Raw genomic sequence first — 25806 nt, forward strand, 5'->3', positions numbered from 1 at the left:
GCTGTCAGCCGGGGACCCCGTCCCGCAGGCACACCGCCGTCCCTGACAGCGCCGCCCCGTGCAGCGCCGTCAGGGTGCGCAGGTGGGCCGGGGTGAGGAGGGCGGTGAGGTCGGCGAGGTGGTGGAAGGCGTACCGGTCGTGTTCGTGGCTGAGCCGGACCGGGGTGCCGGGGGGCAGGGTGCCGCCGTGGAAGTAGAGGTCGAGGACGGCTCCGGTGCCGCCCACGTCCGCCCGGTGGTCGACGCCGATCAGCCGGCAGGACTCCACCTCAAGGCCGGCCTCCTCGCGCAGCTCGCGCCGGGCCGCCGTCGCGGGGTCCTCGCCGTGGTCGAGCATCCCGCCGGGCAACCACCAGTCACCGGCGGCGAGTTGACTGGGCGCGTAGCGCAGGAGCAGCACCCTCCCGGCGTCGTCGAACAGCAGCACGCAGGACGCGAGCAGCGCCTGGGGCAGGGTCTTCACCCACTCCTCGCGGGGCAGCCAGGTCTCGACGGCGACAGTGCTCTGGTCCACGGCGGTTCCTTCCGGACGGTCGGGGGTCACGCACTGTCCAACGACGAACTCGCCTTGTGGGGACGGGAAACCGGTCGGCTCGCGTGCGAAGTGCGGGAGCGGGGGGCGGCGTTGGGGATGCGGGGCGTTCTGGATACGGGGGCGCGGCGTTGGGGACGCGGGGCACGGCGTACCCGGCGGGAGTCAGCCGGCCCGCCCCGCGAGCACGGCCCCGAGAACACACACCGCCGCGAGGGGCGCCCCGGCCGCCGCCCACAGCACGGCCTCCGCACTCCAGAACCCCATGACCAGCGGGGCGACGGCCCCCACCGCGACGCACAGCACCACCGCCCGCCCCGCCGCGCGCGGCACCTGCGCGTCGAACCGCGCGTCCAGCACCTCGTTCAGCCCGCCGGCGGCCCCGCGCGACAGCGCCCCGTACACCAGGAGCAGCAGCCCGAGCCCCACCGGCCGGTCCAGCCGCAGCAGTTCGAGGTACGGCCGCCACCCGGCGGGGACGCGCGAAGTGACGGTCATCCGGCCCCCCCTTGCCTGCCGGCCGCCCCAACTCAGCCCAGGAGAGGGCGAGTTGCCCGGCTTTCCGGGGTCAGGCGGGGCCCGGGAGGAGTCGGCACAGGAGGGAGTCCTCCTTCTCGGCCAGGGCCTCCTCGTCACCCCCGTGGAGATGCGTGAGCGTGCGCCAGAGGACCAACTGGCCGTGGAGCGCGGTCCACAGATGGATGCCCAGGATCTCCGCGTCGCCGCGCTGATCGGGGCGTACGGCGGCCAGGTACGCGTCGACCGCCGCCGTCCACATGCCCAGGACAGCCGCCAGGGGCCGCTCGTCGGTGGGGGGCCGCTCGGGCTCGTACTCCAGGCTGAACATCAGCCGGTAGCGGCGGGGTTTGTCGACGGCGAAGCGGCGGTAGGCCCTGACGGTCGCGCGCAGGCGTTCGCCGGGCCCCTCGCCCGACTCCCCCGCCTCCCGCATCGCGGCGGCAAGGGCGCGGTAGGCGGCGGCGAGGACCGTCGAGACGAGGTCGGTCTTGTCCTTGAAGTGGAGATAGACGCTGGGCGCGGAGATGCCGACCTCGCGGGCGACGCCGCGCAGCGACAGGGCGTCCTCGCGGCCGGTGTCCTCCAGGATGCGGGTGGCGGCGTCGAGGATCTCCTGCCGCAGCCGCTCGCCCTCACCGCGCGCGTTGGGCACCCGTCTGACCTGCGCCGTCATGTCGCCTCCCGCCCGCCACCCTACGTCAGCCGCCGAGCCGGCCCCTGACGGTCAGACGACCCCGTCGGCCCGCAGCCCCGCGATCTCGGCCGCGCCGTACCCGAGTTCGGCCAGCACGGCGTCGGTGTGCTCCCCCGCCGCCGGGACCGCGTCCATCCGGGGTGCGACGCCGGCGAGGTCGACGGGCGGGATCAGCGCCGGTATCCGTGCGCCCCCGGGGATCGGCACGTCCCGCCACCGCCCGCGCCCGGCGAGGACCGGGTGGTCGAGGAACTCCGCGACGTCGTTGACCCCGGCGTTGGCGATGCCCGCCGCATCCAGCGCCTTCATCACCTCCGTGCTCGGCGCCCGGGCGCAGCGCTCGGCGACGATCGCGTCCAACTCGGCACGGTGGACGACACGTTCGGCGCCGGTCGCGAACCGCGGGTCGCCGGTCAGCGCGGGGTCGTCCAGGAACCGCGCGCACAGCGCCGCCCACTCGCGCTCGTTCTGCACCGAGAACAGGACGTCCTTGCCGTCGGCGCAGGTGAAGGCGCCGTAGGGGGCGATCGTGGCGTGCCGGGTGCCGGCTCTGGGCGGCTGACTCCCGCTGAAGCGCGTGTAGTTGGCGGGCTGGCCCATCCATTCGGCGAGCGCCTCGAAGAGGGAGACCTCGACGGGGTGTACGGCGCCGGTGGTGGCGCGGGCGAGAAGGGCGGTGAGGATGCCCGAGTAGGCGTACATCCCGGCGGCGATGTCGGCGACGGAGACGCCGACGCGGGCGGTGGACTCGGGGGTGCCGGTGAGGGAGACCAGGCCGGTCTGGCACTGGATCAGCAGATCGTAGGCCTTGCGGTCGGACCAGGGGCCGGTGGAGCCGTAGCCGGTGACCGCGCAGGGGATCAGGTCCGGGAAGCGGGCGCGCAGGGCGTCCGCGCCGAGGCCGAGGCGGGCGGCGGCGCCGGGGGCGAGGTTCTGCACGAACACATCGGCTCCGCCGAGGAGTTGGTCCAGGATCTTCCGGCCGGGCGGGGTCTTCAGATCGAGGGTGACGGACTCCTTGGAGCGGTTCAGCCAGACGAAATAGCTGGACTCGCCGTGCACGGTCCGGTCGTACCGGCGGGCGAAGTCGCCGCCGCCCGGCCGCTCCACCTTGACGACCCTGGCGCCGAGGTCGGCGAGCTGGCGGGTGGCGTAGGGGGCGGCCACGGCCTGTTCGACGCTGACGACGGTGATGCCGGACAGGGGCAGGGGGCCGGGCATGCGGTGACCTCCGGGGACGGGGGCGGCCCGCCGGGACATCGCGGGCCGTCTCCTGAGGGGCCATACCCCGCGCGGCGGCGCGTTCCGGTCGCCCGACCGTCGATTTCCGGCCGATTCACGTGTCACGCGTGGAGAAAAGGTGAACGGTGCCGGGCTGGCCTGCCGTATACAGAGGCGGCCGGGGTGACCACCACAGCCCTGGCCAAAACCTGACGTTCCGTATGGACAGCCGGTCTCAACTGGCTTTCGCCGCTTGGGCGTTCCCCTAGGGTGGCGTCCTGATCAGCTGTCACGATCCGCAGGAGGATCCGCCGTGCCGGACACCCCATCCCCCGCCAGCCTTGCCCAGGACGCGCGTTCCCGGATCGACACCTCCACGCCCCACTCGGCGCGGTTCTGGAACTACTTCGTGGGCGGCAAGGACAACTACGAGGTGGACCGCGAGATCGGCGACCAGATCAAGGAGATCTTCCCCGGTCTCGTGGACGTCGCCGTGACCAGCCGCCACTTCCTGGGCCGCGCGGTCACGCACCTCGCGGGCGAGGTCGGCATCCGGCAGTTCCTCGACATCGGCACGGGCCTGCCGACGGCCGACAACACCCACGAGGTGGCCCAGCGCGTGGCCCCCGAGGCGAAGATCGTGTACGTCGACAACGACCCGATCGTCCTGGCCCACGCCAACGCGCTCCTGACCAGCACGCCGGAGGGGAGGACGGCGTACCTGGACGCCGACATGTACGACCCGGCGTCGATCCTCGAAGCGGCGTCCGGCACCCTGGACTTCTCGCAGCCGATCGCGCTGATGATCCTCAACACCCTTGGCCACGTGGCCGATTACGACCGGGCGCGCAAGCTGGTGAGCGATCTCGTCGCCGGGCTGCCGACCGGGAGCCACCTCGTGATCAGCGACTCGACGTCGACCAGCGAGGGCATGGTCGCCGCCTCGAACGCGTACAACGAGAGCGGGGCCGTGCCCTACTACGTGCGCGGCGTCGAGGAGATCGCCGGGTTCTTCGAGGGGCTCGAGGTGCTGGAGCCGGGCGTGGTCCAGGTGACCGAGTGGCGGCCGGCGCCGGGGGCGGAGAAGGTGTACGTGGACGCGTACGGGGCGGTCGGCCGCAAGGCGTAAGTGCCGGGCGGGGCCGGGGAGTTGGGTTCTCCCGGCCCCGCTCGCCGTCGGGTCAGTAGGCGAAGCTCGACCTGCCCTGGACCGTCGCGGTGACGTGCGTGATCCCGCTGCCCGGCGGCAGCGCCCTCGTCGTACCGGGCGGGGCGACGACCGTGCCGTCGCCGAGCTGGGCCGCCGCGTTGGCGCCCCAGCCGATGACCGAGCCGTCGTCGAGGGCGGCGAGGGAGTAGTCGAGGCCGCCGGAGATCTCCTGGACGCCCTTGAGGGTGTCGATGGGGACCGGGCTGGTGCGGTTGGCGGTGGTGCCGTCGAGGAGCTGGCGGGTGTCGTTCTTGCCCCAGGCCTGGACGCTGCCGTCGTCGAGGACCGCGAACGAGGAGCCGTTGGTGGCGAAGATCTTCGCGACCGTGTCGAGGTAGGTGACGTCGACCGGCTTGTTGCTGTCGGCCTTCTTGTCGTCGCCCAACTGCCCCTCGCCGCCCTTGCCCCAGGCCTTGACGACGCCGTCGGCGGTGAGCGCGAGGACGTGGTCGCAGCCGACGGCGACGGCGTCGACGTCTGTGAGGTCCGGGACCTGCATCGGGGTCTCGCGGTCGGTGCTCGCGCCCGTGCCGAGACGGCCGTTGGCGCCCGCGCCCCAGGTCCAGACGGTGCCGTCCTGCCGCAGCGCCACGCTGAACCCGCAGCCCGCGCCGACGTTCTTCACCTTGTCCAGGCTCTGCACGGGCATCGGGGTCTTGTAGGGGTTGGTGGTGTCCTGGCCGGTGCCGAGCTGCTTGGTCTTGTTGCTGCCCCAGGCGAGGATCCGGCCGCCCTTGACGGCGAGCACGTGGTCCGCGCCCGCCGAGAGGTCGCTGACGCCGGTCAGTCCGGCGACGGTCGCCGGGAACGACTGGGCCACGATCGTGCCGTTGCCGAGCTGGCCGGAGGTGTTGGCGCCCCAGCTCTTGACCGTGCCGTCGTTGAGGAGGGCGACCGCGAAGGCGTCCTTGTTGGCGGTGCCGCCTCCGCCGGAGACCCTGCGGACGTCGTCCCGGCCGATGCCGACGACGGCCGCCGGGGTCTGCTGCGCGAGGAGGCTGCCGTTGCCGAGCTGGCCGTAGGCGTTGTCGCCCCAGGAGCGGACCCAGGGGTCGGCGGGTCCTGCGGTGGCTTGGGCGGGGGTGGTGAGGGTGAGGGTGGTGGCGGCTAGGGCCGTGAGGAGGAGTGGTCGCAAGGTGGTGCCTTTCGGTTCAGTAGGCGTAGCTGGTGTCCGTGAGGGAGGCCGAGACCTCGGTCGCGCCGCTGTCCGGGGGGAGGACGGTGACCGGGGTCAGGGACGAGGTCGTGGTGCCGTCGCCGAGCTGGCCCCTCGCGTTCTCGCCCCACGCGACGACCGAGCCGTCGTCGCGGGCCGCGAGGCTGTAGCGCCAGCTGGCGGCCACGGAGACCGCGCCGGTCAGACCGGCCACCGGCACGGGGCTGCGGCGGTTGGTGGTCGTGCCGTCGCCGAGCTGCCCTTGGCTGTTGAGGCCCCAGGCGCGGACGGTGCCGTCCTTGAGGACGGCGAGGGTGTGATAGGTGCCGGCGTGGAGCGCGGTCACGTCCGACAGGAGCGGGACGTCCACCGGAGTGCTGCTGTTCTTGGTACTGCCGTCGCCGAGCTGGCCGTGCGCGTTGGCGCCCCAGGCCTTGACCCGGCCGTCGGCCATGACGGCGAGGCTGTAGGAGCAGCCGGCGGCGATCGAGACGGCGCCCGTCAGCTCCGGCACCCGGCCCGGGGTGTCGCGGTCGCCCGTGTTGCCGTCACCGAGCTGGCCCGTGTCGTTGCGGCCCCAGGCCCACACCGTGCCGTCCTCCCGGAGGGCGAGCGCGTGACTGCACCCGGCCTTGACGTCCTTGACCCGGTTCAGGCTCTGCACCGGCGCGGGCAGCGGGTTCGAGCCGCCGGTCGAGCCGTTGCCGAGCTGGCCGTTGCCGTTGGATCCCCAGGCCAGCATCCGGCCGCCGCGGACGGCGACGCCGAAGCTGAGCCCGGCGGCGACCCGCGACGCCTGGTCGACTCCGGTCACGGCCGCCGGATACGGCCGCTGTGTCGTCGTACCGTCGCCGAGCTGGCCGGACGCGCCCGCGCCCCAGGCCCGGACCGTGCCGTCGTTCAGCAGCGCGAGCGCGAAGCCGTTGGCGCTGCCGCCGCCCCCGCTCAGCTGCCGTACGTCGGCGCGGCGCAGGCCGGTGACGACCGAGGGGGTCAGCTGGTCGAGGGTGTCCCCGGTGCCGAGCTGCCCGGTGCTGTTCAGCCCCCAGCCGCGCACCCACGGATCGCTCGGATCGGCCGGACCCCGGGCCCGCGCCGGTCCGGCCGCCCCCAGCAGCACCACCGCCGCCAGCGCGACCGCCCTAGTACGCATACGTCGTGTTGCCCCCGAGCGAGGCGGCCACGTTCTTGATCGCCGACCCCTCCTTGAGGATCCTCACGGAGTCGTAGCGCGACACGGTCGTCCCGTTGCCCAGCTGGCCCTCGCTGTTGTTGCCCCAGGTGAAGACGTCGTCGGCGGTGACGGCGACGCCGTGCCGGGCGCCGGCGGCGAGGTGCTGGACGCCCTCCAGGCGGGGGATCTCGACGGGCGCGGTGCGGTTGGTGCGGGAGATGTTGTCGCCGTCGGCCTGGTCGCCCTCGAGGAGCTGGCCGTACTGGTTGTTGCCCCAGCCGTAGACGTGGCTGTCGCTGGTCGTCGCGTAGTTGTGGAAGGCGCCGGTGGTGATGTCGGAGACGTTCTCCAGCCAGTCGACGTCGACGGGTTCGGTCGCGGACTTGGTGGAGGAGTTGCCGAGCTGGCCGTAGAGGTTGTAGCCCCAGGCCTTGACGGTGTCGTCGGCGGTGATCGCGAGGGCGTGGTAGCAGCCGGCGGCGACCTTGACAACGTTTTCCAGGCCCTTGACCTGGCGGGGTACGGAGCTGGTGGCGCGGTTGCCGGTGCCGAGCTGGCCGTGGATGCCGCGGCCCCAGGCGTAGACCTTGCCGTTCTCCAGCAGCGCGAGGCTGAAGTCGCAGCCGGCGGAGATCTACTTGACCTTGGGCATGCCCTGGACCCGGTCGGGGGCGGTACGGCTGTCCCCGGTGCGGTTGTTGCCGAGCTGGCCGTAGGAGTTGTCGCCCCAGGCGTAGACCTGGCCCGAGGTGTTGAGGGCGAGGGCGTGCCGGCCGCCGGCGGCGATGTCCTTGATGTTGTCGAGGCCGGGGACGGTGATGGGCACGGCCTGGTTGGTGTTGCCGCCGTTGCCGAGCTGGCCGGAGGAGTTGTGGCCCCAGGCCTTGACGGTCTTGTCGGTGCGGGCGAGGGCGAAGGAGTCGGCGGAGGAGGTGCCGCCGGCCGACATCTGGTCGACGTCGCCGCGGAAGAGGCTGGTCACCGAGGCGGGCGAGAGGCTGTCGGAGAGAGTGCCGTTGCCGAGCTGGCCGGTGCGTCCGGCGCCCCAGCTCAGGACGGTCGGGTTGCCCTCGTTGGCGCCGGCCGCGGGGGCGAGCGCGAGGGTGGCGGCGACCGCGGCGGCGATCACGGCCGCCCGGCGGGCGGTGGATGTGCGCAGGGACATGGCTCTCCTTGTCTTCGGGCCGGGTCCGGGCATGCCGGTGCCCTTGGCCGTGGATTCGGTGGGGACGTCCTTGAGCAGCCTCGCCGTAAATGATCAACGGCGCGAGCCGAGTTGGCCGAAGCACCTGATTGACCGCCGCCCGTTCGAGTTCCTTGATCGACTTCTGTGTGTCTTGTTGATTTGGGGGCGTTTCATACGCCGTCTGCTGTCCGTCTGCGCCCTCGCGCTCGCCCTGTCCTCGGGGACGCTCGCCGGCTGTTCCGGTGCGTACGCCGTCCCCGCCGTCGCTCCTGTCGAGGAGTGCAAGCCCGACGACCAGGCCTGCAAGGACAACGAGGCCAACGCGGAGGAGGCGCAGAAGATCGAGGAGCAGCAGAAGAAGACCGAGGCCGACGCGGCGAACGCGCAGAAGACGATCGACGGCGTCGGCAAGCAGCTCAAGGAGTGCGAGCCGGGGTCGTCGTCCTGCATGGAGAAGCTCGCCGGGTCGGGGGCCTCGGAGAAGGACGGGATCACCGACATGACCTCGACGATCTCCGGGTTCAAGACGGAGCCCGGCGCCAACGCCTCGGCGGCCTCGGACGGCGTCTGCTCCGGCTTCGCCGGGACCCTGCCGGCCGGCGCCGGTGAGACGCCCGTCCCCGTCGGCCAGATGTGCTCGCTGCTCGGTTCCTGAAGCCCGCTAGGAGATCCCCATGCGCCGTCCGCTCACCGTGCTCGTCCCCGTCCTGGCCTCCCTCGCGCTCGCCGCGCCCGTCTGCGCCGCCCCGCCGCCGCCCGGGGCGGGCGACCCCGGCCCGATGCCGGCCGCGCGGGCGGTGGGACCCGACGGGAGGCCCGCGAAGATCGCCGACGTCCTGAAGCGCTGCGAGACGAAGCAGTCCGCGTGCTCCTTCCACATCAACCGGCTGCTGGACCGCGAGTTCGCCACCGCCGTACGGTCGCTCGGCAACTCGGTGTACAACTGCACCCAGAACGACATGAACGTCGACCGCACGGTCACGCTGCGCACCAGCAGCACCGACAACATCGGCGGCGAGATCTCCGGGAAGGTCGGCGTCGAGGGCCAGGTCAGCGCGTCGGGCGAGGTCACCACCAACCTCAGCAACGACATCACCAGCAACCACAAGACCCCGAACCTCAAGGAGGGGCCGACCTCCGAGAACGGTACGAAGACGTCCGTGGCGGGCGGGGCGAAGCTCGCCGGCTCGATGAGCGCGAAGCTCGCGTTCGAGGCCGCGTTCAAGGCGACGTACTCCAAGTCCTGGACGGTCGACAACACCGAGGCGACGACGTACAAGACGGTCGTCAAACCGCACGACATGCTGGTGTTCGGGGCGAGCGCGGCGATGCGGCGGGTCACCGGGAACCTCATCACCGACATCGGCAGCAAGATCCTCGGGATCTCCGTGGACAGCCCGTCGATGGTCAACACCAGCTCGTTCGTCGCGCAGACCTACGCGGCCCCGGCGAACGTGTGCCAGGGGACGCGGCCCACCGGCAACTCGGCGCCCGACGGCGACAACACCCCTTGATTCGGAGCCACTTGATGCGCAGAACTCTGCTGATCGTCCCTGCCCTGGCCTCGCTCGCGCTGGCCGCGCCTTCTGTCGCCGTCTCTCTTTCGGCGCCCCCGGCTCCTGGTGAACAGCCCGTCGGTGTCCTCAACGGCGATTTCGCCGACCCCGCGATGAAGGGCGACGGGCCGACGACCGTCGGCATCGACAACTGGACCGGCGCGAACCAGCGTTACTCCCCCGCCGCGTCCGGCCGGACCGACGGCTCCCACGGCGTCGCCCTCCAGAAGGACGGCAACACCCTCTCCCAGCGGCTGCGCGGGGTGCGGACCGGGGCGCGGGTGACGGTGAGCTACGAGGACAGCCCGGCCGTGTCCAAGGAGTGCCTGCCGGCCGAGGTCGCGGACGGGCAGCCGTACACGGTCGAGGCGGGCGGGGGCGCCGTCCAGGCGGTCACCACCGCCGGTGACCCCGGGCGGGTCAAGGGCACGGCGGGCAAGGGGGTGTGGACTCAGCGGTCGTACAGCTTCACCGCCGGGGAGAACGAGCCGCTGCTCACCTTCACGTCCAAGGTGGCCAACTCCAAGACGCACATCACGTGTTCGCCGATGGTGGCGCGGGTGCGGGCCGTCGAGGTGCCGCCGGCCGTCGACCAGACCGTCGACCGGATGTCACTGGGGACCTCGGAGGCCTTCAAGGGCAACGAGAAGGAGAAGTGGCTGCACAACGCGCTGGCCGCGTGCAACGGGGAGAACGCGTGCGCGTTCCAGCCCGACCGGCGGACCTCTTTCCGTTACTACGGCCAATCCCGGGTCGTGGGCGAGGCGTTCATCAACTGCACCCGCAACACCCTTGAGCACACCCGGGTGTTGAGCTTCGCCGAGCGCAGTCACGACAGCGTCGCGCAGACCTACGCCGACGCCGGCCAGTCCCTGGAGGAGGTCGCCCGGCTGCCCACCTCCGGCGACCGCGCGGAGGACGAGAAGCGGGTCAAGTCCCGTCCGATGGCGGCCCAGTTCGCCGCCGCGTACGAGAAGGCCTGGCAGCGGCCGTGGCAGTGGTTCAGCAGCGACCAGCGGACCGTCGTCGAGCGCATCCAGCCCGGCGAGGTGAGCTGGGTCGAGCTCCAGCCGACGCGGGAGCGGGTGGAGGGGTGGTTCGTCAGCAAGAAGGACGACTACCGCGTGCACGCCGTCGTCGACGGCCCCTCACGCGCGGTGCCTGACCGGCTGTTGCAGCGGACGGGGCCCATGTCGGCGGCGGAGAAGCAGCGGTGCACGGCGGAACGGCCGATGACGACGACTCCGGTGGGGGCGGGGGCGCCGGCGGGGTCGGCGGACAAGGGGGTGGCGGGGGTTACGGCGCCTACGATGCCGGGGGTGCGGCGGTTGGGCTGACAAGTCTGTTGGGGCGGGCGGGAGTTGGGGTGGGCGGCGTGCCGGCGGAGGGGTTGGGCGGCGTGCCGGCGTTGAGCTGGCCGGCGTGCCGGCGTTGAGCTGAGCGACGTGCCACCGTTGAGCTGGCCGGCGCGCCGGCGTTGGGCTGAGCGGCGTGCCGGCGTTGAGCTGGCCGGCGTGCCGGCGTTGAGCTGGTCGGTGTGCCGCCCACCCCCTCCCCCGTCGCCCCCTCACTCCCCCCGTGCCGCCAGCGCCGCCTCCGCCTTCTTTCGGTAGACCGCCAACTTCTCGGCGGGCTCGATGACTTGGCGGCTGCGGGGCTTGATCGAGACGTCGTGTCCGGCCGCCGCGCTGCGCAGGGCGCCCACCGTCGCCCGGTCCCGGGGGACATGGGCGAAGGGGTCGAAGGAGTACCAGCGCATGGCGTTCAAGTGCGTTATCTTGGCGGCCTCTTCGTCCGTGACCGCGTTCGCCGTCAGGACCTCGTGGAGCTCTTCCGGGGCGTTCGGCCACATCGAGTCGCTGTGCGGGTAGTCCGCCTCCCAGCAGATGTTGTCGATGCCGATCTCATGGCGCAGCTTCACGCCGACGGGATCGGAGATGAAGCAGGTCAGGAAGTGCTCGCGGAAGATCTCGGAGGGCAGCTTGCCGCCGAAGTCCTGGAGCGTCCAGGTGGCGTGCATCGCGTAGGTGCGGTCGAGCCGTTCGAGGAAGTACGGGATCCAGCCGGTGCCGCCTTCGGAGAGGGCGATCTTCAGCGTGGGGTACTCCTTGAGCACCCGCGACCACATCAAGTCGGCCGCCGCCTGTACCAAGTTGATGGGCTGGAGGGTGATCATCACGTCGGGCGGGGCGTCGGCGGAGGTGACGGCGAGCCGGCCGGAGGAGCCGATGTGGAGGTTCATGACCGTGCCGCAGTCGGTCAGCGCCCGCCAGACCGGGTCCCAGTACCCGGAGTGGAAGCTGGGGTAGCCGAGCGGGACGGGGTTCTCGGGGAAGGTCAGGGAGTGGCAGCCCTTGTCGGCGACGCGGCGGATCTCCTGCGCGCACAGTTCCGCGTCCCAGATGGCGGGCAGCGCCATGGGGATGAAGCGGCCGGGGTGGGCGGCGCACCACTCGTCGATGTGCCAGTCGTTGTAGGCGCGGACGAGGGCCAGCGAGAGACCGGTGTCCTCGGTGGCGAAGAGCCGGGCCGAAAACCCGGGAAACGAGGGGAAGTTCATCTGGGCGAGGACGCCGCCCGCGTTCATGTCGGCGATCCGCTCGTCGACGTCGTAGCAGCCGGGCCTGATCTCGTCGAGGCCCTGCGGCTCCATGCCGTACTCCTCTTTGGGCCGGCCCACGACCGCGTTGAGGGCGGAGTTGCCGACGCGGTTGTCGCGGAACTGCCAGATGTCGCTGCCGTCTTCGCTGTGGACGAGGCGCGGGGCCTCCTTCTTGTAGCGCTCGGGGAGGTGGGCCGCGAAGAGGTCGGGGGGCTCGATGATGTGGTCGTCGACGCTGATCAGGATCATGTCGTCGCGGTTCATGAACACGCTCCTAGGGGTGCGGCTCGGCGGAGGTGGGGGTGAGGCTCGGCGGAGGTGGGGGTGAGGCTCGGCCAAGGGTGCGGCTCGGTCGGGGGCCGGGCTCAGTCGGAGGCCGGGCTCAGTCGGAGGCCGGGCTCAGTCGGAGGCCGGCAGTGCTCTGGCGGCCTTGATGGTCAACGGCTGGCCGCCGTAGGTGAGTTCGCCGGGCCCGGAGGCGGTGCAGAGCAGTTCGAGGGTGTCGCCGGGGTCGACGTACCGCTTGCCGATGAGGGTCGCGGGCGGGGCGCTGTCGGGGGGCGGGGCCGGGGTCGAGGCGGCCGGGGCCATCGGGGTGCCGCCGCAGCGGATCGGACCGTCGAGGTCGTGCGGGGCGCGGATGACGATGACGCGGGTGGTGCTGGTGGGGCAGGCGAGCTGGTCACCGGGGCGCGGCATGGTTCGGCTCTCCTTTGGGGGCGGCGGGGGCGGGGAAGTCGGGGGCTTCGGCTGCTCCGGCGGCTTCGGCTAATTCGGCGGCTCCAGCGGCTCCAGCGGTATCGGCAGCTCCAGCGGCTCCGGCGGCTCCAGCTGCTCCGGCGGTTTCGGCTGCTCCGGCAGCTCCGGCAGCTTCGGCAGCTCCAACTGCACCGGCTGCACCGGCTGCTCCAGCTGCTCCGGCTGCCCGCAAGGGGAGTCCCGCGGCTTCCGGCATCGGGAGCGCGGCTTCGGGCGTGGGCTGCGCGGCGGCTTCCGGCGGCGGCAGCGTGTCGACTCCTGGCGGCGGCAGCGTGTCCGCTCCCGGCGGCGGTGCCTCAGCCGGCGGCGGTTCCTCCGCGCGCGGTCGTACCGTCAGCCGGTCCCCCAGCCTCTCCAGCTCGTACGACTGCCTGGCCAGCCAGAACCGCAGGAACCCGGTGAGCGAGTAGCGCAGGAAGAGGGCCGCGCCGGTGACGGTCGCGGTGGTGCCGCCTAGGCCGAGCGCGAGGGCGTCGCCCTGGCCGAGGGCGGAGTCGGTGGCGTGGGCGAGGGGGAAGGCGAGGGCGCCGGCGGCGAGGCCCGCGGCCATGAGCAGGGCGCCGAGGCGCAGCCAGAGGGCGGTGCGGGCGCCGGCGGGGTCGGGGATCTTGAGGGCGGCGAGGTCGCGGACGAAGCGTTCGGCTCGGGCGTCCGGCGTCATGGGGCGCTCCCCAGGTAGTGGGCGGAGAGGTCGGCGTGCAGGCGGGCGTCGGGCCGGCCCTGCCACCGGACGCGGCCGTGGGTGAGGACGGCGGCGTGGTCGGCGATCCTCAGGACGGCGGCGGCGAACTGCTCGACGACGAGCACCGCGACGCCCTGCGCGGCGATCTCGGCGACCCGTTCGTAGAGTTCGGCGACGACCAACGGGGCGAGTCCCAGGGAGAGTTCGTCGAGGAGGAGGACGGCCGGGTCGGTGGTGAGGGCGCGGGCGAGGGCCAGCATCTGCTGCTCGCCGCCGGAGAGGGTGCCCGCAGCTTGACCGCGCCGGCTGCCGAGGGCGGGGTAACGGGCGTACGCGGCCTCCTCGATGTCCTCGCGGCGCCGGCCCGTGAACGTCATCATGCGGAGGTTGTCGCCGACGCTGAGGTTGGGGAACACCCCGCGCCCCTCCGGGATCAGGCACACCCCGGCCCGCGCGAGATCGCCCGCCCGCACCCCGGTCACGTCCCGCCCACCGAGCAGCAACCGCCCGGCGCTGGGCGGGTGTACGCCGGCGGCGACCTTCAACAGGGTTGATTTCCCGGCCCCGTTGGGCCCGAGCAGGGCGACGGTCCGGCCGGGGGCGACGGCGAGGGCGACGCCGTGCAGCACGGAGATTCCGTCGTACTCGGCGTGTATGGCGTCGAGTTGGAGGAGCGGGGCCCGGCTCATGTCAGCTCTCCCCCCAGATACGCCGCGAGAACGGCCTCGTCCCGCCGGATCTCGGCCGGCGCCCCACAGGCCACGACCCGCCCCAGATCGAGGACGTACACCAGATCGCAGACGCCCATGACGAGGCTCATGTCGTGCTCGACGAGGAGTACGGCCGTCCCGTCCCCGGCGAGTTCGCGCAGCAGTGCCGCGAAGCGTCCGGTCTCCTCCGGGTCCTGTCCGGCCGCCGGTTCGTCGAGCAGCAGCACTTTCGGGCGCAGCACCAACGCCCGTCCCACTTCGACGAGTCGGGCCGTTCCGGTGGGCAGGGCGGCGGCGGGTTCGGCGGCGAGGGCGGTGAGGCCGAGCCGCGTGAGGACTTGGTCGGCGGTGCGGCCCGCGTGGCGGCGGCCGGGGCCGAGTTCGGCGGCGACGAGGAGGTTGTCACGGACGGTGAGCCGTCCGAACAGCTCCAGATGCTGGAAGGTCCGGGACATCCCCCGCCGTGCCCTGCGCGCGGGTCCTTCCCGGGTGACGTCGTGCCCGCCGAGCCGCACCCGCCCCGCCTGCGGCCGGCACAGCCCGGACACCACGTCGAACAGGGTTGACTTTCCAGCCCCGTTCGGGCCGATGAGCCCGGTGACCCGCCCGGGTACGACGCCCAGCGAGACCTGGTCGAGCGCGCGCCGCCCGCCGAAGGAGACGGTGACGTCCTCGGCCACGAGCACCGGTTCAGCGCGTCGCACGGGCCAGCACCTCCCCGTCCTGTGCCCGCCAGGGCCGCCGCACACCCCACCACTCGACGGGGACGTCGACGGCGGGCCCAACTGCCGTGCGGGACCTGAGTGTTACGGCGATGGCGACGGCGAGCGCCAGTGCGGCCCAGGTGGGGAGGGTGTGCGTCGCGGCCAGGAGCCAGCAGGCGGCGAGGGTGACGTACAGGGCACGGCTGCGGGCCAGCGGGGCCCATTCGGCGCGCATCCCCTTCAGGACGCCACCGGGGTTGTGGGCGAGGCCCATTCCGGCGAGGGCGATGAGGAGCGGGGCGAGGTCGTGGGCCCAACTCCCCAGCCCGTCGAGGAGTTGGGCGGGCAGGACGAAGGACAGGCCCGTGAACAGGCCGGTGCCCACGGCGCCGAGGCCGCCGATGACGGCGATCAGGAAGATCGGGAGCCCGGCGACGAGGTTGAACTGATCGGCGGTGACGGTCTGTTGCTGCATTCCGTAGAGGGCGCCGCCGAGGCCCGCGATGCCCGCCGAGAGGGCGAACACGGCGACCCGCGCGCCCAGGAGCCGGCCGCCGAGGGTGGCGTACGCGGCCTCGCTGTCGCGCAGGGCGATCAGTCGGCGCCCGAAGCGGCTGCGGCGCAGCGCGGCCACCGCCACGGAGACGAAGGCCAGCAACACAGCGGCGAAGACGAGGAGTTGGGCCGGGGTCGTCAGACGCCGGCCGAGGAGGTCAGGTCCCGTGACCGACACCGAGCCCTGGTCGAACAGCGCGATACGGACGCCGAGGACGTCGAACGCGGGCAGCGTGAAGATCCAGCGGTCGAGGATCGCGGCGAACGCCGTTGTCCCCAGGGCGAGATAGATCCCGGACAGCCGCAGCGCGGGCAGCGCGATGAGCGCGCCGACGGCGGCGCAGACGAGGACGGCGACCGGCAGCGCCCACAACTCCCCGCGCGCGCCCAGGTGTCCCCAGACGACGGCCCCGATCCCGGCGATCGACAGCTGGCACAGGGAGATCTGTCCGGCGTACCCGGCGAGCGGGACGTAGGAGAGGGCGACGACGCCGAGGGAGAAGACGGCGCCGTAGGAGACGGCCTTGTCGTCGGAGAGGACACTGACCATGGCCAGCGCGAGGACCACGACGGCCGCGCCGAACACCAGCGCGCCGCGCGCCGAGGGCAGCGGCACGCTCACCAACCGCCTTTCTCTTCCCTTGAGTTGGCGGTGCGGGAAGGCCAGCAGGGCGAGCAGGAGGAGCAGCGCGGGGGCGGCGAGCCGCAGGCCGGGGAGGTAGTCGTTGCGCGGGAGGTAGCCGGCGAGATAGGCCTCCATGAGGCCGACGGCGAGCGCGCCCGCGAAGGTCAGCGGGAGGCTGCGCAGCCTGCCGAACACGGCGGCGGTGTAGGCGGAGACGATGAGCAGGGAGAGCTGCTGGGCGTCGAGGGCGACCGTCGGGGCGATCAAGATGCCGCCCACCGCGGCGAGTTGGCTGCCGAGGACCCAGGCGAGGCGGCCGGCGCGCAGCGGGTCGGCGCCGGTGAGGGCGGCCAGCGCGCGGTCGTCGACGCAGGCGCGCATCTCGGTGCCGGCGCGGGTGCGGTGCAGCAGGAACCAGAGGGCGGCGGCGATCGCGAGCGCGGCGAGGAGGGTGACGGCCTGGTGCCAGGTGACGGCGGCCGGGCCGAGGCGCAGCGCGGGGCGGCCGGCGAGGAAGGGGCTGAGCGGGCGCGGGGTGTCGGGGTCCCAGACGAAGCGGGCGAGCGCGATGGAGCCGGTGAGCAGGGCGACCGTCATGACCAGCCGCTCCGCCTCGCCGAGGGCGCGCACGGGCCGCATCAGGACGCGTTCGACGAGGAGCCCGAAGGCGGGCGCGAGGACGAGGAGGACGGCGGCGAGGGCGGCCGGGACGGGCCAGCCCCAGCCGACGGCGAGCTGCCAGTAGGCGAAGGCGGCGAGCATCCCGGTGGCGCCGTGGGCGAAGTTGAAGACTCCGGCCGTGGTGTGGGTGAGCACCAGGCCGCTGCCGATCACGGCGTAGACGGCCGCCGTGGTCAGACCCACCACCGTGAAGGCGAGGAACTGATCCATGCTGTGGAAACTAGCTTCTCCTTATTGGAGAATCAACATTCGTGCACGATACTCATCGGCGAGAATCCCGTTCTCATCAGGAGGATCACCGTTGAGTCCCACCGACGACCTCGTCCAGCTCGAACAGCTCCTCGCCCGCTACGCCGTCGCGATGACCCGTGGTGACATCGACCAGGTCCTCAAGGTCTTCACTCCGGACGGCAGTTACCGCGCCTTCGGCGAGAGCTACTCCCTCGACGACTTCCCCGCCCTGGCCGCCGCCGCCCCCAAGGGCCTTTTCCTGGTGGGCACTGCGGCGATCGAGCTGACCGGGGACACCGCGACGGGCGTCCAGCCCCTGTGTTTCGTCGAGCATTCGGAGCACGCCCTGCGCATCGGCTACTACACCGACGCCTACGTCCGCACCCCGGACGGCTGGCGGCTGCGCACCCGCGCGATGACCTTCATCCGCCGCGGCGGGGCCCACGACTCGGGCCGCCCGCACGCCTTCACCCGCTCATGAACGTCACGGACTTCCGTACCGGGCTGGCGAGTTGGCTGGACGCGCACGATCTGTCCGCCCCACGCGGCGACTTGGACGCCCAGGTCGCCCAACTCTCCCGCGTCCGCAGCGCGTTGTGGGACGCCGGCTGGATGCGGTACGGCTGGCCCGCCGAGGTCGGGGGACTCGGCGGGCCCGCGCTGCTGCGGGCGGTGCTCGGCGAGGAGGTGGCCCGGCGGGAGCTGGCCGAGCCGGGGATCTGGTCGCTGGTCGAGGTCCTCGTACCGACTCTCCTCGACCATGCCCCGCCCGCGCTGGCCGCCGCCTGCGTCCCCCGGCTGCTGAGCGGCGCCGAGCAGTGGTGCCAGGGCTTCTCGGAGCCCGGCTCGGGCAGCGACCTGGCGTCGCTGTCGACGCGGGCCGTGCGTGGGAGCGACGGGGACTGGACGGTCTCGGGCCAGAAGGTGTGGACGAGTCTCGCCCAATACGCCGCCCGCTGCGTCCTGTTGGCCCGCACCGGCGGCCCGGGCCACGCCGGGATCAGCGCGTTCCTCGTCGACATGGACTCCCCCGGCGTCACCGTCCGCCCGCTGCGCACGATGCACGGCGTCGACGAGTTCGCGGAGGTCTTCCTCGACGGCGTCCGCGTCCCGGCCAAGCGTTTGCTCGGGGCCGAGGGCGACGGCTGGCGCATCGCCACGGACCTGCTCCCCCACGAGCGCTCCACCTGCTTCTGGCACCGCGTCGCCCACCTCCACACCCGCCTCGACCGCCTCCTCACCGACGGCCCCGCGCCCGACCCGGACCGGCTCGGCGAGGTCTGGCTGGGCCTCCACACGGCCCGCTGCCGCTCGGCCGCCACCCAGCGCTCCCTCGCGGCGGGCGCCCGGCTCGGCCCCGGCACGTCGGTCGACAAGATCCTCCTCGCGACCGCCGAACAAGTGCTCTACGACGCCGTACGGGACCTTCTCCCAGGGCGAGTTGAGCTTTCCGACGACGGGTGGCGCACGGAGTATCTGTACGCGCGGGCCGCGACGATCTACGGCGGCACCGCCGAGATCCAGCGCAACATCGTCGCCCGCCGGCTGCTGGACCTCGGGAAGGAGTGAGCCGTATGGACGCCGCCGAACGGGCACTGCTGGAGGACACCCTCCGCAAGGCCCTCACCTCGGGCACGGACCTCGCCGCCCTGGGCTGGCCCGACCTGCTCGCGGAGGAGGGGGCCGTCCCGCTGCTGTTCCGGCTCCTGGGCGAGACCGGCACGCACGCCCCCGTCCTCAACGACGTGCTCCTGCACGCCGCCGGACTGCCCCTCGGGTCCGCTCCCCCGCTGCCGTTCACGGGCGGCACCCGGGTGGTCTGGCTCGAATCCCCCAACGACGCTCTCCTGGACCCCGAGTTGCCCTTGCACCCGACCGACGCGCCTGCGGATCTGCCCCTCGCCGCAGGCCGCCGCGCGCTCGGCTGGTGGCTGCTCGGCACCGGGCACGCGATGCTCGCACTGGCCCGCCAACACGTCCTGGACCGCCACCAGTTCGGCCGCCCGCTGGCCTCCTTCCAAGCGCTGCGGCACCGCCTCGCGGAGACGTACGTCGCCCTGGAGGGCGCCGAAGCCGTGCTCACCGAGGCCCACGGCGACCTCGGCGCGCTGCTCGCGAAAGCCGCCGCAGGACGGGCCGCGCTCATCGCCGCCCGGCACTGCCAACAGGCGCTGGGCGGGATCGGGTTCACGGCCGAACACGCGCTGCACCGGCATGTGAAGCGGGCGCTGGTGCTGGACGGGCTGCTGGGGTCGGCACGCGAACTGACCCGGGAGGCCGGGGAGTTGCTGCTGCGGGAGGGACGGGCGCCTCGGCTCGTCGAACTGTAGGGAGAGTCATGGACCTTTGGGACGATCTGCTGGGCTGCCTCGGCCTGACCGCCGTCGAACCGGGTGTCTGGGAGGCGCGTTCGCAACAGCTGGAGTACCGGCGGCTGTTCGGCGGGCAGCTGCTCGCCCAGTTCTGCCGCGCGGCGGTCCTCGCCGCCCCGGGCAAGCAACTCAAGTCCCTGCACACGCAGTTCACCCGCGAGGGCCGGTCCGGGGAGCCGGTGCGCCACTTCGCCGAGGTCGTGCGGTCGGGGCGGACCTTCGCGGGCGTACGGCTCACCGCGCGGCAGGGGCACGGGGTCGTCGCCGTCGCCGACGCGAGTCTGCACGTGTGGGAGGAGGGGGCCGACCGGCAGAGTGTCGAGCCGGTGCCGGAGCTGCCGGGGGCGGAGCGGGCCGTCCGACTCGGGCTGCTGCCCTGGGAGTCGAGGGCGGTGAGCGACTTGGACACGACGGGGTCCGCGCCGCCCGGCTACGAGCTGTGGACACGTATCCCTTCGGCGGCAGGCGAGTTGGCGCCCGCGCTGCTCTCGTACGCCACCGATCTCACCCTCATCGGCACGGCGTTGCGGCCGTTGGCGGGGGTGACGCAGGAGGACGCGGGGCGGGTGTTCAGCAGTGCGGTCACCTCGCACACGGTGTGGTTCCACCGGCCGTTCTGGACCGGGCGGTGGCTGCTGCTGCGGCAGCACAGCCCGGTCGCCGCGCACGGAAGGTGTTTCGGGCGGGGGGATGTGCTGACCGAGGAGGGGGCGCTTGTCGCGTCGTACGCGCAGGAGGGGCTGTTGCGGTTCTGAGGGGACGCGCTTCGGGCATCTCCGAGATGGCCCGAAGCGCGTCCCCTGAGCTGCCGGGCGCCCTCCCCGCTAAGGCGCCGCCACCTCGATCACCACCGCCGACCCCATCCCCCCGCCCGCGCACATCGCCGCGACCCCCAATCCCCCGCCCCTGCGCCGCAGTTCATGGACCAGCGTGACCAGCATCCGGGCCCCGGTCGCCGCCACCGGATGCCCCAGTGAGCAGCCGCTGCCGTTCACGTTCACCCGCTCGGGATCGAGCCCGAGCCGGCGCACCGCCGCGATCGGCACCGCCGCGAACGCCTCGTTGATCTCGAAGAGTTCGACGTCCGACGCCGCGAGACCGGCGCGGCCCAGCGCCTTCGGGATGGCGAGGACCGGGGTGAGCCCGGTCTCCGCCGGGTCCACGGCGACGGACGCCCAGGCGCGTACGGTCGCCAGCGCGGGCAGCCCCAGTTCGGCGGCGGCCACCGTCAGGATCGCCGAACCGTCGTTCGCGCCACAGGCGTTGCCCGCCGTGATGGAGAAGCCGTCGATCTCGGGGTGCAGGGGCTTGAGCGCGGCGAGGCGTTCGGCGCTGGTGTCGCGGCGGGGGTGTTCGTCGGCGGTGAAGTCACCGACGGCCACCGTCTCCTCCTTGAACCGCCCCTCGTCCAGGGCCCGTACGGCGTACCGGTGCGAGCGCAGGGCCCAACTGTCCATCTCCGTACGGCTGATGCCGACCCGGACGGCGGTGTTCCAGCCGACGGTGAGCGACATGTCGAGGTTGGGCGCGTCGGGGCGGTCGGGGTGCGTCGGCGGTGTCCAGGGTTCGCCTCCGTACAGCGACTTCGGTGCGGTGGACGCCGAGTTGACGCCTCCGGCGAGGATCAGCCGGTCCATGCCGGCCCGGATCGACGCGGCGGCGGTCTGTACGGCCGCGAGTCCGCCCGCGCAGTGCCGGTTCAGGGCGAGCCCGGGGACCAGGGGGAGTCCGGCGGTGAGCGCGGCGTGGCGGGCGACGACTCCGCCGCCGTGGTGGGACTCGGCGAGGACGATGTCGTCGACAAGGCCGGGGTCCAGGTCCCGTACCGCCGATCGCAGCACAACTTCGGCCAGTTCATGGGCGGTTGTCTGCCGCAGGCTCCCCTTGAAGGCGGTGCCGATCGGGGTGCGCAGGGCGTTGACGATCACGGCGTCAGGCATCGGCGGGCTCCTCCTCGGAGGCGGCGAGTTCGGCGGCGGCGAGTTCGGCGGCCAGCGTGCGGCGCAGGAGCTTTCCCGTTGCCGTGCGCGGCAGTTCGGGGCGGAAGACGACCGTGTCGGGTGTCTTCGAGGACCGCAGCCGCGCGCGGGCGAACGCGCGGATCTCCTCCGGGTCCCCGGCCCCGACGAGCACGGCGACCAGCCGCTGCCCCCACTCCGCGTCGGGCACCCCCAGCACGGCGGCCTCGCGCACGCCGGGGTGGCGCAGCAGCACGTCCTCGATCTCGGCGGGGGCGATGTTCTCGCCGCCCCGGATGATGGTGTCGTCGGCGCGCCCCTCGATGTACAGGTAGCCGTCGGCGTCCAGCCGCCCCCGGTCGCGCGTGGCGAACCAGCCGTCGGCGGGTCCGTCCGCGCCCTCGTACTCGCCGGAGACCTGCTCACCGCGCACGAAGACCAGCCCGCTCTCGCCGGCGGCGCACGCGGCGCCGTCCTCTGTGAGAACGGCGATCTCCACTCCGGGCAACGGCCGTCCCACCGACCCCAGCCGGTCCCGCACGGCGGGGTCGCTCGCGGCCAGCGCGCGCCGGTGGTCCTCGGGGCCGAGCACGCACAGCGAGGACGACGTCTCGGTCAGCCCGTACGCCCCGACGAACCCGGTGTGCGGGAAGCGCCGCAGCGCGCGTTCGACGACCGGGCGCGGACAGCGCGCGCCGCCGTAGCCGAGGCTGCGCAGGGTCGGTACGTCGGCGGGGGCATCGGTGCTGGTCAGCCGGGCGAGCATGGTCGGCACGACCATCGCGTGGGTGACCTTCTCGCGGCGTACGGCCGCCAGCCAGTCCTCGGGGTCGAAGTGGGGCAGGTAGACGACGCGGCGGCCGGCGTAGAGGCTGGTCAGCAGGTTCATCAGGCCGGCGACGTGGTAGGGCGGCAGGGCGACGAGGCTCGCGTCGGCCGGGTCCGCCGCGCCGAAGTCCTGGGTGTTGAAGACGTAGGCGAGCAGGTGGCGGTGGCGCAGGAGGGCGGCTTTGGGGGCGGCCGTCGTGCCGCTCGTGTAGAGGGTCACGGCGGTGGCGTCCCGCTCGTCGGGGGCGGGGTCGGCCGCCGGCTCTCCGGTGGGTTCGAGGAGGGGGTCGAGGTCGGCGGGGAGCAGGAGTTCGGCGCCCGGGTGGCGGTGCACGAGGGACGTCAACTGTTCTTCGCCGAGGCGGTAGTTGAGGGGGACGAAGGGGACCCCGGCGAGGGCCGCGCCGAAGAGGGCGACCGGGTGGGCGAGGTGGCCGGGGCCGGCGTACAGGACGGCGCTGCGGTCGCGGAAGCGGGCCGCCGCGTGCCGCGCGAGGCGCAGGAGGGCGGCCGTCGAGAGCGTGCGTCCGCCTTCGGTCACCGCCGGCCGGTCCCCCGCCGAGGCGGCCATTTCCAGGATCACGGCTATATTCATGAGAACGTCATTCTCCTACACTCAGATCCTCACTCGCAAGAGAGGGGAACTACTGTGCTCATCGAGGGTGCTACGGCTCTGGTGGTCGGCGGCGCGGGCGGTCTGGGCGAGGCGACGGTGCGGCGCCTGCACGCGGCCGGCGCCCGGGTCACGGTCGCCGACCTGGCCGACGACAGAGGCAAGGCGCTGGAGGCCGAGTTGGGCGTGCGGTACGTCCGCACCGACGCCACGGACACCGGCTCGGTCGCGGCGGCCGTCGAATCGGCTTGTGCCGACGGCGAGTTGAGGATCGCCGTGGACTGCCACGGCGGTCCCGCGAGCGGTGGCCGGCTGGTCGCCAAGGACGGTTCGCCGATGGCGCTCGACGGCTTCCGCACGACCGTCGACGTCTATCTGACCGGCGTCTTCAACGTCCTGCGGCTGGCCGCCGCCGCGATCGCCCGCAGCGCTCCGCACGACGCGGACGGCGGCCGGGGCGCCGTCGTGCTGACCTCGTCGATCGCCGCGTACGAGGGGCAGGTGGGCCAACTCCCGTACGCGGCGGCCAAAGGCGGGGTCAGCGCGATGACGCTGGTGGCGGCGCGGGACCTCGCGCCGCTCGGCGTCCGGGTGGTGTCGATCGCGCCGGGGACCGTATTGACACCCGCGTACGGGAAGTCGGCCGAGCAGCTGGAGGCGTACTGGGGGCCTCAGGTGCCCCATCCGCGGCGGATGGGGCGGCCCGAGGAGTACGCGGGACTGGTCGCGCACGTGTGTGAGAACGAGTACCTCAACGGTGAAGTGGTGCGGCTGGACGGGGGGTTGAGGTTTCCGCCGAAGTGATCCCCGGGTTTCAGTCCGCCGTCATCTCCTGGCGGGCCTTCGCCCACAGCCACCCCGCGTACGTGTGCAGTCCCTCGCCGAGGGCCCGGTTCTGCTTCCCGGCGAGGGCGCGCGCGAAGCTCCCTTCGAGGAGAGCGGCGAGCCGGAAGCAGGCGAGGACCTGGTACCAGCGGAACGCGGAGACGTCCCGGCCGGTCAAGTCGCCGTAGTACGCGACGAGTTCGGCCCGGCCCGGGATGCCGTCCCAGGGCTGGAACTGCGGATCGCTCCCCGGCGGGTCGCCCTTCTCCCGCCAGGCGGTGAGGATCCAGGCGAGGTCGAGCAGCGGATCGCCGAGGGAGGCCATCTCCCAGTCGACGATGGCGGCGAGGCGCGGGGCGTCGTAGGCGAACATCACGTTGGCGAACTGGAGATCGCCGTGGACGATGCCCGTCGTGCCGCTCTTCGGGGTGTGGGCGGCGAGCCAGTCGGCGACGGGGCCGACCTGCGGGGACTCCGCCTCGCGGTAGCCGGGGGTGGCGCGGTAACCGTGCAGCAGCTTCAGGTACTTGGGGGTCTGGCGGGCCAACCAGCCTTCGGGGCGGCCCAGTTCACCGAGGCCATGCGCGTAGGGGTCGACCGCCGCGAGTTTCGCCGCGCCTTCGACCAGGGCGAAGGCGACCGTGCGGCGCCAGTCGGCGTCCTCGCCGTATCTGCCCGGGAGTTGGTCCCTCGGCATGAAGCCGTCGATCTTCTCCAGCACCGAGAACGGGCCGCCGAGGACGGTGTCGTCGCGGACGCTGGCGTGCAGGCGGGGGTGGGGTACGTCGGTGGCGGCGAGGGCGGCCAGGACGGTTCCCTCGCGGCGGAAGGCGTCGCCGGCGCCTGCTGTGAGGTGGCGGCCGGGGCGGCGCAGGACGAGTGCGGTGCCGTCGGCCCGGGTGAGGGTGTGGAGCTGGTTCTGGGCGCCGCCGGTGAGCGGGATGAGGGCGGTGACGGGTCCGTCGCCGGGGAGTTCGGCGAGGCCGGGCCAGGCGTTGAGGCGGGCGAGGTCCTCCGAGGTCACCAGTTCACCGCCGTCCGGGGGAGCCGGTCGGCGTACTGGGCGCGGGCCGCGGCGAGCCTCGCCGGGAGGTGGGCCGAGCCGAAGTACAGGTCGTCGGCCGGCGCCGCCTCTTTGAGCAACAGCCGTGCCACGACGTCCTGGTGGGCCTCGGTCGGTCCGTCGGCGACGCCGAGGGTCGGCCCGGACTGCCACATCCGCATCAGCGGCAGTTCGTTGGAGACGCCGAGGGCGCCGTGCAGATGCAGCGCCCGATAGGCCACGTCCACAAGGACTTTGGGGGTGGCGACCTTCACCGCCGACACGTGCAGCCGGGCCCGGCGGGCGTCGGCGCGGTCGCCGGTCCGCTGGGCGCGGTCCATCTGCCAGGCGGCGTGCAGGACTTGGAGCCGGAACTGCTCGATCTGCACCCAGGTGTCGGCGAGTTGGTGCCGCACGGCCTGCTGATCGGACAGTGCCCCGCCGCGCGTGCGCCGGGAGGCGATCCGCTCGGTCATCATCTCCAGCGCCCGCCTGCACTGCCCCACGGACCGCATCGCGTGGTGCAACCGGCCGCCGCCCAGGCGGGTTTGGGCGATCAGGAAGCCGGAGCCCGGCTCGCCGAGCAGGTTCTCGGCGGGGACCCGGCACCCGGTGAACCGCAGATACGCGTGCACCCCCTGCCCCAGCGGCTCGCCGCCCATGCCGGTGCCGCGCACCATCTCCATGCCGGGGGTGCCGGCCGGGATCAGGATCATCGAGGCGCCCTGGTGGACGGGGACGTCGGGGTCGGTGACGACCATCGCGATGACGAACGCGGCCAGCGGGTAGTTGGAGGCGAACCACTTCTCGCCGTCGATGACCCACTCACCGCCGTCGCGCACGGCCCGGCAGGTGAAGCCGCCCGGGTCGGCGCCGCCGGTCGGCTCGGTCATCGCGAACGTCGAGACGATCCGCCCGTCGAGCAGCGGCTCCAGGTACTCCTTGCGCTGCTCCTCGGTCGCGTAGTGCGCGAGGATCTCGGCGTTGCCGGAGTCCGGGGCCTGCGTGCCGAACGCCATCGGGGCCCAACTCGACCGGCCCAGAATCTCGTTGAGCAGTCCGAGGGGCACCTGACCCATGCCCATGCCGCCCAGCGAGGGCGGCAGGTGGGCGGCCCACAGCCCCCGGTCGCGCACCCGCCGCTGGAGCGGGCGGACGACCTCCCGGAACACCTCGCTCTGCCGGTCATACGGCTCGGCGTTGCCCGGGAACAGCACGTCCAGCGGCTCGATCTCCTCGCGGACGAGCGCCGCGGCCCAGTCGAGCTTCTCCTGGAAGGCGTCGTCGGTGCTGAAGTCCCACATGCCACGCACCTCGATTCAAGAGTCCAGAATGTTATTCTGACTGAGCGAGAATCCTACTCTCATCCAT

At 72.8% G+C, this 25806-nt stretch carries 27 protein-coding genes; 9 read left to right on the forward strand and 18 right to left on the reverse strand.

Annotated elements, in window-relative coordinates; genetic code table 11:
• Positions 1 to 4: 4 nt before the first annotated feature.
• The 4 genes from ACYUD3_RS08635 to ACYUD3_RS08650 form a co-directional block, all read right to left on the reverse strand.
• Positions 5 to 514, reverse strand: coding sequence for an NUDIX hydrolase (locus ACYUD3_RS08635; protein WP_470966237.1), 510 nt, complete (start codon positions 512 to 514; stop codon positions 5 to 7).
• A gap of 183 nt (positions 515 to 697) precedes the next feature.
• Positions 698 to 1030 carry a hypothetical protein gene (locus tag ACYUD3_RS08640; protein WP_470966240.1) on the reverse strand — a complete coding sequence of 111 codons (333 nt, stop codon included), beginning with the start codon at positions 1028 to 1030 and terminating at the stop codon, positions 698 to 700.
• Between the two features lie 70 nt (positions 1031 to 1100).
• The gene (locus ACYUD3_RS08645) at positions 1101 to 1724 is read right to left on the reverse strand and encodes a TetR/AcrR family transcriptional regulator (protein WP_470966243.1); all 624 of its coding nucleotides are present in this window, start codon (positions 1722 to 1724) and stop codon (positions 1101 to 1103) included.
• A 51-nt stretch (positions 1725 to 1775) separates the two neighbouring features.
• Complete coding sequence (locus ACYUD3_RS08650) at positions 1776 to 2966, reverse strand: CaiB/BaiF CoA transferase family protein (RefSeq protein WP_470966246.1); 1191 nt, start codon at positions 2964 to 2966, stop codon at positions 1776 to 1778.
• Positions 2967 to 3279: 313 nt separating this feature from the next.
• Between ACYUD3_RS08650 and ACYUD3_RS08655 the strand changes: the two genes are divergently transcribed.
• On the forward strand, positions 3280 to 4095 hold the full coding sequence (locus ACYUD3_RS08655; protein WP_470966249.1) for an SAM-dependent methyltransferase: 816 nt from the start codon (positions 3280 to 3282) through the stop codon (positions 4093 to 4095).
• Positions 4096 to 4147: 52 nt separating this feature from the next.
• On the opposite strand, the gene ACYUD3_RS08660 is transcribed toward ACYUD3_RS08655, so the two are convergent.
• From ACYUD3_RS08660 to ACYUD3_RS08675, 4 genes are read right to left on the reverse strand one after another with little or no spacing between them, the layout of a single operon-like run.
• Positions 4148 to 5311, reverse strand: a complete 1164-nt coding sequence (locus tag ACYUD3_RS08660; protein WP_470966251.1) for an RCC1 domain-containing protein — start codon at positions 5309 to 5311, stop codon at positions 4148 to 4150.
• Positions 5312 to 5327: 16 nt separating this feature from the next.
• The gene (locus ACYUD3_RS08665; protein ID WP_470966254.1) at positions 5328 to 6485 is read right to left on the reverse strand and encodes an RCC1 domain-containing protein; all 1158 of its coding nucleotides are present in this window, start codon (positions 6483 to 6485) and stop codon (positions 5328 to 5330) included.
• The gene (locus ACYUD3_RS08670) at positions 6475 to 7140 is read right to left on the reverse strand and encodes an RCC1 domain-containing protein (protein WP_470967405.1); all 666 of its coding nucleotides are present in this window, start codon (positions 7138 to 7140) and stop codon (positions 6475 to 6477) included. The genes ACYUD3_RS08665 and ACYUD3_RS08670 overlap by 11 nt, the downstream gene beginning before the upstream one ends.
• Positions 7141 to 7671, reverse strand: coding sequence for an RCC1 domain-containing protein (locus ACYUD3_RS08675; protein WP_470966256.1), 531 nt, complete (start codon positions 7669 to 7671; stop codon positions 7141 to 7143).
• Between the two features lie 172 nt (positions 7672 to 7843).
• Here ACYUD3_RS08675 and ACYUD3_RS08680 point away from each other — a divergent pair, with 172 nt between their 5' ends.
• The 3 genes from ACYUD3_RS08680 to ACYUD3_RS08690 are packed head-to-tail and all read left to right on the forward strand — an operon-like array spanning position 7844 to position 10585.
• Positions 7844 to 8347 carry a hypothetical protein gene (locus ACYUD3_RS08680; RefSeq protein WP_470966258.1) on the forward strand — a complete coding sequence of 168 codons (504 nt, stop codon included), beginning with the start codon at positions 7844 to 7846 and terminating at the stop codon, positions 8345 to 8347.
• 19 nt (positions 8348 to 8366) lie between these two features.
• Complete coding sequence (locus ACYUD3_RS08685; protein ID WP_470966260.1) at positions 8367 to 9206, forward strand: hypothetical protein; 840 nt, start codon at positions 8367 to 8369, stop codon at positions 9204 to 9206.
• A gap of 14 nt (positions 9207 to 9220) precedes the next feature.
• Positions 9221 to 10585, forward strand: coding sequence for a carbohydrate binding domain-containing protein (locus tag ACYUD3_RS08690; protein WP_470966263.1), 1365 nt, complete (start codon positions 9221 to 9223; stop codon positions 10583 to 10585).
• A 230-nt stretch (positions 10586 to 10815) separates the two neighbouring features.
• On the opposite strand, the gene ACYUD3_RS08695 is transcribed toward ACYUD3_RS08690, so the two are convergent.
• The 6 genes from ACYUD3_RS08695 to ACYUD3_RS08720 form a co-directional block, all read right to left on the reverse strand.
• On the reverse strand, positions 10816 to 12114 hold the full coding sequence (locus ACYUD3_RS08695; protein ID WP_470966265.1) for an amidohydrolase family protein: 1299 nt from the start codon (positions 12112 to 12114) through the stop codon (positions 10816 to 10818).
• 135 nt (positions 12115 to 12249) lie between these two features.
• Positions 12250 to 12549, reverse strand: coding sequence for a hypothetical protein (locus ACYUD3_RS08700; RefSeq protein ID WP_470966268.1), 300 nt, complete (start codon positions 12547 to 12549; stop codon positions 12250 to 12252).
• Positions 12533 to 13270, reverse strand: a complete 738-nt coding sequence (locus ACYUD3_RS08705) for a hypothetical protein (RefSeq protein WP_470966270.1) — start codon at positions 13268 to 13270, stop codon at positions 12533 to 12535. The genes ACYUD3_RS08700 and ACYUD3_RS08705 overlap by 17 nt, the downstream gene beginning before the upstream one ends.
• A complete protein-coding gene (locus ACYUD3_RS08710) occupies positions 13267 to 13980 on the reverse strand; it encodes an ABC transporter ATP-binding protein (RefSeq protein WP_470966272.1) in 714 nt (237 codons plus the stop codon). Before ACYUD3_RS08710 ends, ACYUD3_RS08705 begins: the two co-directional genes overlap by 4 nt.
• A complete protein-coding gene (locus ACYUD3_RS08715) occupies positions 13977 to 14705 on the reverse strand; it encodes an ABC transporter ATP-binding protein (protein ID WP_470966275.1) in 729 nt (242 codons plus the stop codon). The genes ACYUD3_RS08710 and ACYUD3_RS08715 overlap by 4 nt, the downstream gene beginning before the upstream one ends.
• Complete coding sequence (locus ACYUD3_RS08720) at positions 14692 to 16776, reverse strand: branched-chain amino acid ABC transporter permease (RefSeq protein WP_470966277.1); 2085 nt, start codon at positions 16774 to 16776, stop codon at positions 14692 to 14694. The genes ACYUD3_RS08715 and ACYUD3_RS08720 overlap by 14 nt, the downstream gene beginning before the upstream one ends.
• A 91-nt stretch (positions 16777 to 16867) precedes the next feature.
• On the opposite strand from ACYUD3_RS08720, the gene ACYUD3_RS08725 reads away from it, so the two are divergent.
• Genes ACYUD3_RS08725 through ACYUD3_RS08740 form a run of 4 tightly spaced genes read left to right on the forward strand, consistent with a single transcriptional unit; the run spans position 16868 to position 19924 of the window.
• Entirely contained in the window at positions 16868 to 17278 is a 411-nt protein-coding gene (locus ACYUD3_RS08725; RefSeq protein WP_470966279.1) for a nuclear transport factor 2 family protein, read from the forward strand.
• A complete protein-coding gene (locus ACYUD3_RS08730; RefSeq protein WP_470966282.1) occupies positions 17275 to 18366 on the forward strand; it encodes an acyl-CoA dehydrogenase family protein in 1092 nt (363 codons plus the stop codon). The genes ACYUD3_RS08725 and ACYUD3_RS08730 overlap by 4 nt, the downstream gene beginning before the upstream one ends.
• Positions 18367 to 18371: 5 nt before the next feature.
• On the forward strand, positions 18372 to 19127 hold the full coding sequence (locus ACYUD3_RS08735) for an acyl-CoA dehydrogenase family protein (RefSeq protein ID WP_470966284.1): 756 nt from the start codon (positions 18372 to 18374) through the stop codon (positions 19125 to 19127).
• An 8-nt stretch (positions 19128 to 19135) separates the two neighbouring features.
• Positions 19136 to 19924, forward strand: coding sequence for an acyl-CoA thioesterase (locus tag ACYUD3_RS08740; RefSeq protein WP_470966287.1), 789 nt, complete (start codon positions 19136 to 19138; stop codon positions 19922 to 19924).
• A gap of 69 nt (positions 19925 to 19993) precedes the next feature.
• Here the strand turns inward: ACYUD3_RS08740 and ACYUD3_RS08745 are convergent, their stop codons facing one another.
• Positions 19994 to 21109, reverse strand: a complete 1116-nt coding sequence (locus tag ACYUD3_RS08745) for a thiolase family protein (protein WP_470966290.1) — start codon at positions 21107 to 21109, stop codon at positions 19994 to 19996.
• Positions 21102 to 22550 (reverse strand): class I adenylate-forming enzyme family protein, encoded by a 1449-nt coding sequence (locus ACYUD3_RS08750; RefSeq protein ID WP_470966292.1) that lies wholly within the window; start codon positions 22548 to 22550, stop codon positions 21102 to 21104. The genes ACYUD3_RS08745 and ACYUD3_RS08750 overlap by 8 nt, the downstream gene beginning before the upstream one ends.
• A 54-nt stretch (positions 22551 to 22604) precedes the next feature.
• On the opposite strand from ACYUD3_RS08750, the gene ACYUD3_RS08755 reads away from it, so the two are divergent.
• Entirely contained in the window at positions 22605 to 23372 is a 768-nt protein-coding gene (locus ACYUD3_RS08755) for an SDR family oxidoreductase (protein ID WP_470966295.1), read from the forward strand.
• A gap of 10 nt (positions 23373 to 23382) precedes the next feature.
• Here the strand turns inward: ACYUD3_RS08755 and ACYUD3_RS08760 are convergent, their stop codons facing one another.
• Together ACYUD3_RS08760 and ACYUD3_RS08765 are read right to left on the reverse strand one after the other, a co-directional pair.
• Positions 23383 to 24417: a phosphotransferase family protein gene (locus ACYUD3_RS08760; RefSeq protein WP_470966298.1), complete on the reverse strand. Its 1035-nt coding sequence runs from the start codon at positions 24415 to 24417 to the stop codon at positions 23383 to 23385.
• Positions 24414 to 25739 carry an acyl-CoA dehydrogenase family protein gene (locus tag ACYUD3_RS08765; RefSeq protein ID WP_470966300.1) on the reverse strand — a complete coding sequence of 442 codons (1326 nt, stop codon included), beginning with the start codon at positions 25737 to 25739 and terminating at the stop codon, positions 24414 to 24416. Before ACYUD3_RS08765 ends, ACYUD3_RS08760 begins: the two co-directional genes overlap by 4 nt.
• Positions 25740 to 25806: the final 67 nt, after the last annotated feature.

This window comes from Streptomyces sp. AMJ-169 (assembly GCF_055597585.1).